The organism is Allobosea sp. 05T422_2 (genome assembly GCF_056396265.1).
Map to the genome: position 1 here is coordinate 1 of NZ_JBFTLD010000480.1, position 2,072 is coordinate 2,072.

Annotated in this window: 3 protein-coding genes and 1 pseudogene; 2 read left to right on the top strand and 2 right to left on the bottom strand. The window is 63.1% G+C overall.

Going from position 1 to position 2,072, the window contains the following annotated elements; translation table 11 throughout:
* Window positions 1-148: pseudogene (locus AC1DJT_RS36365) on the top strand (IS481 family transposase); the annotation flags it as partial.
* 105 nt (window positions 149-253) lie between these two features.
* Here the strand turns inward: AC1DJT_RS36365 and AC1DJT_RS36370 are convergent.
* Entirely contained in the window at window positions 254-829 is a 576-nt protein-coding gene (locus AC1DJT_RS36370; protein ID WP_476836018.1) for a hypothetical protein, read from the bottom strand.
* A gap of 42 nt (window positions 830-871) precedes the next feature.
* Between AC1DJT_RS36370 and AC1DJT_RS36375 the strand changes: the two genes are divergently transcribed.
* Entirely contained in the window at window positions 872-1,357 is a 486-nt protein-coding gene (locus tag AC1DJT_RS36375) for a hypothetical protein (protein WP_441507536.1), read from the top strand.
* Here the strand turns inward: AC1DJT_RS36375 and AC1DJT_RS36380 are convergent.
* The coding region (locus AC1DJT_RS36380) for a transposase (RefSeq protein WP_476836019.1) at window positions 1,342-2,072 on the bottom strand (731 nt) is incomplete at its 5' end. The two genes, AC1DJT_RS36375 and AC1DJT_RS36380, sit on opposite strands and share 16 nt — an antisense overlap.

Genomic DNA, 2,072 nt, shown 5'->3' on the forward strand with positions numbered 1-2,072 from the left:
AGACTTCGTTGCCGCCTACAATTTCGGCCGCCGGCTGAAGACCCTTAGGGGGCTCACACCCTACGAGTTCATCTGCAAATGCTGGACTTCAGAGCCAGAACGATTCAGGCTCGATCCAATCCATCAAATGCCGGGACTGAACATCTAGATCATCGGACCGGATATCATATCCAGTCCGACGGTCTAACCACCTGTGTTTGCATCGGCTTTCCCGAAAACCGCACTCCACTTTTCGGAGCGATGCCAAGCAAGGTCAGGACGTGGCCACGCCGCGTTCGAGCTGCGGGAGGAGATCCCAGATCCGCCGGTTCAGAGCATAGAGTTCCTGCGTCGCCGCCGCGATCTCGTCGAGCCGAGCCTGGTCGACGGGGCGGCGGGTGCCGAAACGCAGCCTGCCCCGGGCCTCCTCCAGTTTCATGCTCTGTGTGTGTGTGATCGCCCCGCTCGCGTCGACGACGAAGGTGGCGTGGTTGAGATCGTTGCGCAGCCGCGTTGCCGCAGAAAAGGCCTCGACAACCGCGTCAAGCTCGGCGCGCAGCCCCTTGTCCRTGATCCGGACCTTGGCGAGGCGCTGCGCCAGGTCGAGGCGCGCCCGCGTCGTGTTGAGCGTGGAAAAGACGATCGCTGCAGCCGCCTCGTCGGTGTCCAGCAGCAGCATCAGCACATAGATGAACATGCTCTCATTGTTGGACCAGGCGAAATTGAGATCGCCTATCAACGACAGAAAGGCTACCCTTTGCTCGGCCGAGCGTTGCGCGGCCAGCTCCAGCGCGATGAAATCAGGACGGGGCGGCAGCGTAGATGGCCCGTTCCGGTTGTGCCTAAGCATGTCGTCCACCGTTCCTGAAGGCTCCGATACGGCAGAGCCAGCATGTTCGATCTTCTGAGAGCCCGACCAGCGCGCAAGGCTGCCTTCTCCGTCCTCGAGCCGTTCGTTCTGAAGACTTCCGCGAATGGCGCCGGCCTGCAAGCGGGCGACTGGCTCCAGCCGCAGATTCTCGGTTTCCTTGCGACCCTGGTCACGCTGATCGTCGAACGCAAATGCGGCGAGCTGCGAACGCACGCGCTCGCCTCGGCCCAGTCATCGGTGCTGAATGCTCTCACCGGGATCGGCCCGGAACTTGTGGGCGAGGAAATCTGTCTTCTGAGCAGCCGCCGAGACCCGGCCTTCACCGCAGGGTCGATGGGAGCGCTCGCCTTTCTGGAAGCCTTGGACGCCACCCGGCCATCGGCGGGCGAACTGGTAGGAATGGAGCCGCTCGGCACAGCTTCCAGCGAAGCCGGAAGCAGAACGCTGGACGAGCTCTGGCACGACCATGTCGAACGTCATATGCGCAGAGGTCAGTTCTTGGCCTGAGAGACCGGCATGCCGAAACCGCTGAAGCTCGCAGCTCGGACCCGCGGCTGCGCCGGCTCGTCGTCAAGCAAGCCGAGTTCAAGTTGAACTTCCGTCAACGCCTCGCCGGCCTCTTCCAGCCGCTCCGGCCGGGTTGCAAGGAGCCGCCGCAACGCCTGAATGAACAAGGTGTCCGTTTCCGCGGTTGCGATGCCTTCCAGCGCTGCCATGAAGCGTTCAAAACGCGCGACGCAACTCGCGCTGCCTGGGCCGCCATCGACCTGGCAGTCCAGGAACTCGCAGCGCATGACCATGTCGCCATGCTGCCATGGTGCGTAGCAGGCCACCTCCAGCGGAGAAACCGCGAGGCCGCCGGCAATCTTCTGCTTCAGATGCCAGGCCGTTCGGACGGAAACTCCCAGCGTTTGCGCCAGCCTTTGCGACCCCATCTTCTGCCGGGTCGCCGTCAGCAGGTAGAGGGCCTGGAGCCAGACATGCAGAGGCACATGGCTGTTGTGAAAGATCGTGCCGTTCCTGATCGTGAACGGCTTCCGGCAGGAATAGCATTTCCACGCGCCAATCGGGGTGCTCAGGCCGTTGAGCCGCCCCAGCCGGGCAGCCTCGCCGCAATGCGGGCAAACCGGTCCGGAAGGCCAGACCATTCGTTCGAGCGACAAATGGACGACGCGCTCGTTCTGCAAGCGGATGGCGTTCGGCATGGCGCAACCTCCAACCC

Bases quoted from the DNA above. Each gene is read 5' to 3' on its own strand.
- AC1DJT_RS36375 (WP_441507536.1), top strand. From the start codon at position 872: ATGTTCGATCTTCTGAGAGCCCGACCAGCGCGCAAGGCTGCCTTCTCC.